Raw genomic sequence first — 7,068 nt, 5'->3', positions numbered from 1 at the left:
CCGCGAACCTCAACTCGTCCTCCTCGCGTAGGTCGAAGGGTTGGAATCCCCCGCCTTCAGGCGGGGGAGGACGTCAAGTCTTCCTCTCGCTCGGGGGTGGTGGTCCGCCCCTCGCGGGGGACAACACCGGAATCCGCCTGCATCCTCCCTGGTGGCCGCCGCGCGGGCGTCACCGGCCCCCGCGGGCGATCCGGGCGAGGGCGCGGTCGACGTCGCGGCGCTCGGCGGCGGGCAGCGGGCCGCCGGCCGGCGCGCGGAGCTCCGCGGCCTCCGCGAGGAGGGCCTCGGCCTCCGCCAGCGACTCGGCGGCCGCGGCGGGATCTCCGGCGGTCGCCGCCTGCTCGCCCGCTAGGGCACGCGCCCCGGCAAGCCCTTCCAGTGCGAGCGCGATGGCACGCGGGTCGCCGACGGCGCGGGCGCCGGCGAGGCCCTCGGTGTGGAGGGCCAGCGCGGCGGCGGCGTCGCCGCGCTCCTCGGCGATGTAGCCGAGCTGGGCGTGCAGGAACGCGATCCCGGCCGTCCCGCCGATGCCCTGCAGCCAGCCGAGCCAGGCGCGCAGGTGGGCCTCGGCGGTGTCGAGGTCGCCGCGCGCCCTGGCGACGAGGCCGAGGCCGATCCCGGCGAACTCCTCCGCGGACCGCGCGGCATGCCGGACGGCCAGCTCGCGGGCCCGTTCGTGCAGGTCGCGGGCTGTGTCGAGGTCGCCCTTGAGCAGCGCGACGCGGCCGAGGCCGGAGAGCCGGAACGACGCCTCGGGCCACATCCCCAGCTCCTCGGCGACGCGCAGCGCGTCGCGGAGGATCGCCGCGGCCCCGTCGTGGTCGCCGGTGATCTCGGCGTGCCGGGCGAGGGCGTCGGCGGCCTCCAGGCGGCCCCACGGGTCGCCGAGCCCGTCGAAGATCGCGAGGCTCTCCCCGGCGTCCCGCGCCATCGCCGCGAGGTCGCCGCGGCCCATCGCGAACTTGGCGCGGGTGGCGAGCGCGGCGGCGGTGAACCAGCGGTCGCCGCGCGCGCGGAACACCTTGAGCGCGTGGTCGGTGCGGGTCTCGTTCGCGGCGAGGTCGCCGTACGCCCAGTGGACGTGGCTGAGGAGCCATTCCGCCTTTGCCCGGGTGAAGTCGGCCTGGGCGAACGAGTCGCCGTAGTGCTTCAGCGCGTCCCGGCGCAGCTCCTCCGAGTCGGTGTCGGCACCGGCCAGCATGGTGAAGCCCGCCAGCCAGGCGCCGGCTTCGACGCGGGCGGGCGACGCCGCGGCGTCCGGTGCCGCCAGCGCGGTCGTGAAGGCGCGCCGGGCCTCGTCGAACCGCCCGCGCAGGTACCAGTACCAGCCCAGGGCGTTCACCAGCCGGACGGCGCCGCCCCGGTCGAGGGCGGCCGCGAGGTCGGCGGCCTCCTGGTCGAGGCGTTCCAGCCACTGCCGCTGCTCCGGGCCGCGCAGCCGCTCCGCCGCCCGCTCGGCCAGGTCCGTGTAGTAGCGGGCGTGGCGGCGGCGGACCTCGTCTTCCTCCCCGGCCTCCCGGAGCCGCTCCAGGCCGTACGCGGCGATCGACTCCAGCAGCCGGTAGCGGCCGTCCCCGGTCCGGATGACGAGGGAGCGGTCGACCAGCCGCGCGAGCACGTCGACGCCCGCGCCGCAGACCTCCTCGGCGGCGTCGAGGGTGCAGCCGCCCGCGTGGACGGCGAGGCGGCGCAGCGCCACCCGCTCCGGCCCGGTCAGCAGCTCCCAGCTCCAGTCGATCATCGCGCGCAGCGTCCGCTGCCGGGCCGGGCCGCCGCGGCGGCCGCCGGCGAGGACGCGGAACCGGTCGTCCAGCCGGGCCGCCAGCTCCGCCACCCCGAGCGCGCGGACGCGGGTCGCCGCCAGCTCCAGCGCGAGCGGGACGCCGTCCAGCCGCCGGCAGATCGAGGCGACCCAGGGGGCGCTGCCCTCGTCAAGCGCGAACCCGGGCGCGGCCGCCGCCGCCCGCGCGGTGAACAGCCGGACCGCGCCGGACCGCCGCAGCGCCTCCGGCGCGGACTCCCGGCCCGGCAGGCCCAGCGGCGGGACGATCAGCAGCCGTTCGGCGGGCACGCCCAGCGGCTCCCGCGAGGTCGCGAGGATCCGCAGGCCGGGCACCTGGCCGAGCAGCCGCCCGGCCAGTTCGGCGGCGGGCTCGGCGACGTGCTCGCAGTTGTCCAGGACGAGCAGCGCCCGCCGCCCGCGCAGCGCGGCCCCGAGCCGCTCCACCGGTCCCGCCGCGGGCTCGTCGCGCAGGCCGATGACGCGCGCGACGTGCTCGGCCAGCTCGTCCGCCGTCGCGGGACGCCCCGCGGCGAGCTCGACCAGCCACACGCCGCCGGGATGGTCGGCGGCCGAGCGGGCGGCGGTCTCCAGCGCCAGCCTGGTCTTGCCGACGCCCCCGGTCCCGGTGAGCGTCACCAGGCGGTGCGCGGCCAGCAGCGCGCGGGCCTGGTCGATCTCGCGGTCCCGCCCGATCAGCTCGTCCAGCGGTACGGGCGGGCGCGGAGCCGTGCGCCCCGCCTCCGGCGGGTCTGCGTCGAGCGACGGGTCCTGTTCGAGCATGGCGCGGTAGAGCTCGGTCAGCTCCGGGCTCGGGTCGACGCCCAGCTCGTCGGCGAGCCGTTCCCGCAGGTCGTGGTAGCCGGTGAGGGCCTCGTTCTGGCGTCCGGCGCGGTAGAGGGCGCGCAGGTGCGCGGCGCGGAGCCGCTCCCGCAGCGGGTGCCGCGCCACCGGTTCGGCCAGCTCGGCGGCGAGGGCCGCGTGCTCGCCGAGGCCGAGGCGCGCCTCCGCGTGCTCCTCCAGGGCGGTGAGGCGGTTCTCCTCAAGGGTCGTGATCGCGGCGCGGGCGAACTCGGCGTCGGCGAAGTCGGCATGGGCGGGCCCGCGCCAGAGGGCGAGCGCGTCCCCGAGGAGCCGTGCCCTGGCGACGGGGTCGGCGGCGTCCCGGGCCTGGCGGAGAAGTGCCGCGAAGCGTCCGGCGTCCACGGTCTCCGGGGCGATGTCGAGCATGTAGCCGGGCGGCCGGGACACGATCAGGCTCCGGCCGCCGGGTTCCGCCGCGTCCAGGACGCCGCGGAGCTGGGAGACGCGGGCTTGGAGCGTTCCCTTCGGGTTCCGCGGCGGGCGGCCGCCCCAGAGGGCGTCGGCGAGCCGGTCGGCGGAGACGGGACGGCCGGGGGCGGTCAGCAGCACCGCCAGCAACGTCCGGACCTTCGCCTCGGGGACGTGCACGGGCGTTCCGGCGTCCGTCCACACCGCGAGCGGCCCCAACACCCCGAAGCGCACCCCGCCAGCGTAACCGCCGCTACGGACGGACCCGCAGCCGTTCCGTAGCGGGCCGGACGAGGGTGGAGGAAACCGATGAAGGAGAACCTCATGAAGACTTCGGTGACGGTCATCGGCCTCGGGCCCATGGGCGCGACGATGGCCAGGACCTTCCTCGCCGCCGGCCACTCCACGACGGTGTGGAACCGCACGGCGGCCAAGGCGGCTCCGCTGGTCCAGGACGGGGCGACTCTCGCTCCCACGGCCGCCGACGCGGTCGCCGCGTCCGAACTGGTCGTCGTCAGCCAGACCGACTACCGGGCCATGTACGACTCGCTCGGCGGCGCGGACCTGAAGGGCCGCGTCATCGTCAACCTCAGCTCCGGCAGCCCCGACGAACTGCGCCGCGCGGGGGAATGGGCGTCCGAGCAAGGCGGCGACATGGTGACCGGGGGCGTGATGGTCCCGCCGCCGGGCATCGGGCAGCCGGGAGCGTACGTCTTCTACAGCGGCCCCGAAGCGGTCATCGAGCGGCACAGGAAGACCCTGGAGGTGCTGGGGGACGTCACGTTCGTCGGCACCGACCGGGGCCTGTCGATGCTGTACTACCAGGCGCAGCTCTACCTGTTCTGGTCGACGCTGACCGCCTACATGCACGCCATCGCGCTGCTGGGCTCGGCGGGCGTCTCCGCCCGGCAGTTCTTCCCGTTCGCCGCCACGACCGTGCGCGAGCTCGCCGAGGACGGCCCCATGGGCTTCCTGAAGGAGATGGCCGAGGCGATCGACGCGGACGTCCACCCGGGCGACGACCACAGCCTCCGCATGCAGGCGGTCGGCGCCGACCACATCGTGGCGGCCGCCCGCGAGGCGGGGATCGACACCGCGGGGCCGCAGGCGCTCAGGGACCTGTTCTGGCGGGCCGTCGACGCCGGTCACGGCGCCGAGGACCTGAGCAGCGTCATCGGGGTGATCCGCGCTCCCGCGCCCTGACGCGGTGGCGGCACGGCCCCGGTGTCAAGGCCCGGTCTCACGGGGTCGTGCTCCAGGCCGCCAGCGGGAGGCGCAGGACGAACCGGGCGCCGCGCGGGCTGTCGGCGATGCGGAGGGAACCGCCGTAGATCTCGGCGACCTCCCGGGCGATGGACAGGCCGAGCCCGGTGCCCTGCGGGTCGCGGGCCCGGGACTCCGGGAGGCGGGAGAACCGCTCGAAGACCCGTTCCCGGAGCTCCTCCGGGATGCCGGAACCGTCGTCCAGCACTTCGACGACGGCGTCGGCGCCGTCGCGCGCGACGGTCACCTCGACGCGCGACTCCGCGTGCCGCTCGGCGTTGTTGAGCAGGTTGTTCAACACCCGCGCCAGCCGCACCGGGTTCGCCCGAACGGTCACCCCGGGCTCCAGCCGTGTCTCGAACCGCACGCCGGGGGCGCGCCGCTCGACCTCCCGGCGGGCGAGACCCGCGAGGTCGACGGTCTCCACCGCGGCCGGGGCGCGCGAGTCGAGCCGGGACAGCTCCAGCAGGTCCATGACGATGTCGTTCAGCCGCCGGGTGTCGCGCAGTGCCGCGCCGACCATCGGCTTCCAGTCGGCGTCGGGCGGCTCGTCCAGCGCGAACTCCAGCTGCATCTGGAGCCCGGCGATCGGGTTGCGCAGGTCGTGGGAGGCGTCGAAGACGAACCGGCGCTCGCGCACTCTCGCGTCCTCCAGCTGGTCGAGCGTGGCGTTGACGGTCTCGGCGAGGGAGCGGATCGCGCCGCCGCTCTCCGGGACGGGCACCCGGTGGCCGAGGCCGTGCGTGGAGAAGTCCGCCAGCTGCGAGCGGATCTGGTCGACCGGGACGAAGACGCGCCCGATCGTGTGCCACGTCCACCAGGTGATCAGGATGAGGAGCGCCATCGTGACCAGGACGATGGAGGCCAGGAGCGTCCACATGGTCACCGCGCCCGGCAGCGGCGTCGCCGCGAGGACCATCACTCCCTCGCCCCACGGCGAGTTCCGCGCCCGCAGGCCGAAGACCCACGCGCACTCGTCCAGGAAAGCCGGGCAGTAGCGCTGGTCGAGCAGAAGCTTGTCCCTGGTCTCCTCCGGCCCGGCCAGCGCCGGACGCCCCTGGAGCCGTGGTCCGGACGCCACGACATGGCCCTCCCAGTCCACGACCTGGATCACCGTGTCGCCCTTCCCGCGGGAGAGGAGAGGGTCGCGGCCTTGCGTGACGAGGTTGTACACGATCCGTTCGACGGCCTGTTCCGAATGCTGCCGGGCCCGGTTCTCCGTCCAGTCACGCGCGAGCAGCAGGAGCAGGGAGACCAGCAGGAAGAGGATCAGCGCCGCCGCCACCGTGGTGATGAAGGTCGCGCGTCCCCGCATCGTGGCCGCCGGGCGCGTCTCGCCACGGCGGGCGCCTTCCCGCGACTTCGTCGTCACAGCCGAGCCCCCGAATCCCGGACGGTCCACCACTCTGGGCGACCATCTCACCACTCAGAGTAGGTGATATGTCACCGGCGGTGTCCGCCTGGCCCGGGGGTGCCGTGCCGGCGCATGGCGTGGCACGGTTCGGCTCGCGGGACCTGCGGGATGTTGCGTTTCGTGTGGGGCGGACGGTGCGATCTGGGGAAACGTTCGCCCGATCATGAACGGTAGCCGGGTCCCGGGCCGTACAGCGGGGGTGACGGGCGACTTTCCCGACGCGAAGGGAGCCGTCTCGGTGGGCGTCGAGGATGCGTTGCGAGCTGCCGGTCGGGCCGGCGTCGGAGAGGCGGGCCTCGCGGCCGGCGGCTTCCGGCGACGGGGAGGCGGGTCTGTGGGCGAGGCTCGGGACGAGGTGGTCCTCGGCGAGGTGACGTTACCCGGCGTGCGGCGGTCCGTCGGATGCGCGCGGAGCTTCGTCCGCGAGGCGGTGACGGCTCATTCCCGCCTGGCCGGGCGGGCCCCGGACGAGGAGGTGCTGGACGACCTGGTCACGGTGGCGAGCGAGACGGTCTCGAACGCGGTCACGCACACGGCGTCCGGGGTGGAGGGCGGGGAGGTGACGGTCGTCGTGTCGGCCGGGGACGGCCTGTACCGGCTGGAGGTCGCCGATGACGGGGCGGCGGGCGCGCGGCCGCACGTCAAGGCGGAGGTGGGCGCGGAGTCGGGGCGGGGGATGCGGATCGTCGAGGCGCTGGCGTCCCGCTGGGGGTTCCGGGCGGACGGCCACCGGACGGTGGTGTGGGCGGAGTTCCCGGTCCCGGCCGCTCGGGGCCGGGACCGGGAGCCGTTCAGCGGCCGCGGTTGAGCTGCCGGGTCGGCAGCTGCCGGGCGTTGCGGCGGTTGTTGTTCGCGAATTTCACCGACGTGAAGTCGGCGTTCTTCCGCTTGCCCTTCTTCTTGGTCTTGGCGAAGGGCGCGGGTACGGGATTGTTGTGAATGGCACGCATGAAGAGAACACCTCCGGGCATGTTCGAATTCGGCCGCGAAAGGGCCGATGAAAAAGGCTTTACAGCATGACGGCGCAGGCCACGGCCGATGTGGAACGGATGTGGCGGGGACGCCGGATGACAGCGGTCATACCGCTGGGTGAGATGGGAGCGGGCCCGTGTCCAGAGTGGGCGGGCGGCTCGACCGGAGAGGTATCAAAGCTCCATGGGTAAGATTTAGCCATAGGGGGCCGATTGGTGTCAACCCATTAATTGCCGCGAGTTGAGAATCGCTCTGCGGGCGTTCGCGCCCGCGTGGGGAGCGGGCGCGGGTCGGGTGTCGCGCGCCCGGTCACACACGGTCAGGTCCTCGGTACGCATGGTGCGATCCGGTCGGCGGGTCTTGCCGG

At 74.7% G+C, this 7,068-nt stretch carries 5 protein-coding genes; 2 read left to right on the top strand and 3 right to left on the bottom strand.

The annotated features are described in order from the left end of the window. Positions 1-169: 169 nt before the first annotated feature. A complete protein-coding gene (locus IEZ03_RS31560; protein ID WP_184889749.1) occupies positions 170-3,286 on the bottom strand; it encodes an AfsR/SARP family transcriptional regulator in 3,117 nt (1,038 codons plus the stop codon). 90 nt (positions 3,287-3,376) lie between these two features. Here IEZ03_RS31560 and IEZ03_RS31555 point away from each other — a divergent pair, with 90 nt between their 5' ends. Next, positions 3,377-4,255, top strand: coding sequence for an NAD(P)-dependent oxidoreductase (locus IEZ03_RS31555; RefSeq protein ID WP_184889747.1), 879 nt, complete (start codon positions 3,377-3,379; stop codon positions 4,253-4,255). A 37-nt stretch (positions 4,256-4,292) separates the two neighbouring features. On the opposite strand, the gene IEZ03_RS31550 is transcribed toward IEZ03_RS31555, so the two are convergent. Further along, positions 4,293-5,687 carry a sensor histidine kinase gene (locus IEZ03_RS31550; protein WP_229808700.1) on the bottom strand — a complete coding sequence of 465 codons (1,395 nt, stop codon included), beginning with the start codon at positions 5,685-5,687 and terminating at the stop codon, positions 4,293-4,295. A gap of 376 nt (positions 5,688-6,063) precedes the next feature. Between IEZ03_RS31550 and IEZ03_RS31545 the strand changes: the two genes are divergently transcribed. After that, the gene (locus IEZ03_RS31545; protein WP_184889745.1) at positions 6,064-6,537 is read left to right on the top strand and encodes an ATP-binding protein; all 474 of its coding nucleotides are present in this window, start codon (positions 6,064-6,066) and stop codon (positions 6,535-6,537) included. Here the strand turns inward: IEZ03_RS31545 and IEZ03_RS31540 are convergent. Further along, positions 6,521-6,679 (bottom strand): hypothetical protein, encoded by a 159-nt coding sequence (locus IEZ03_RS31540; protein ID WP_165965871.1) that lies wholly within the window; start codon positions 6,677-6,679, stop codon positions 6,521-6,523. The two genes, IEZ03_RS31545 and IEZ03_RS31540, sit on opposite strands and share 17 nt — an antisense overlap. Positions 6,680-7,068: the final 389 nt, after the last annotated feature.

Origin of the sequence: Actinomadura livida (genome assembly GCF_014648675.1) — a bacterium.
Classification (GTDB): domain Bacteria; phylum Actinomycetota; class Actinomycetes; order Streptosporangiales; family Streptosporangiaceae; genus Spirillospora; species Spirillospora livida.
Note: the sequence above shows the minus strand (reverse complement) of the source record. Positions and strands in the feature narration are given on the sequence as shown.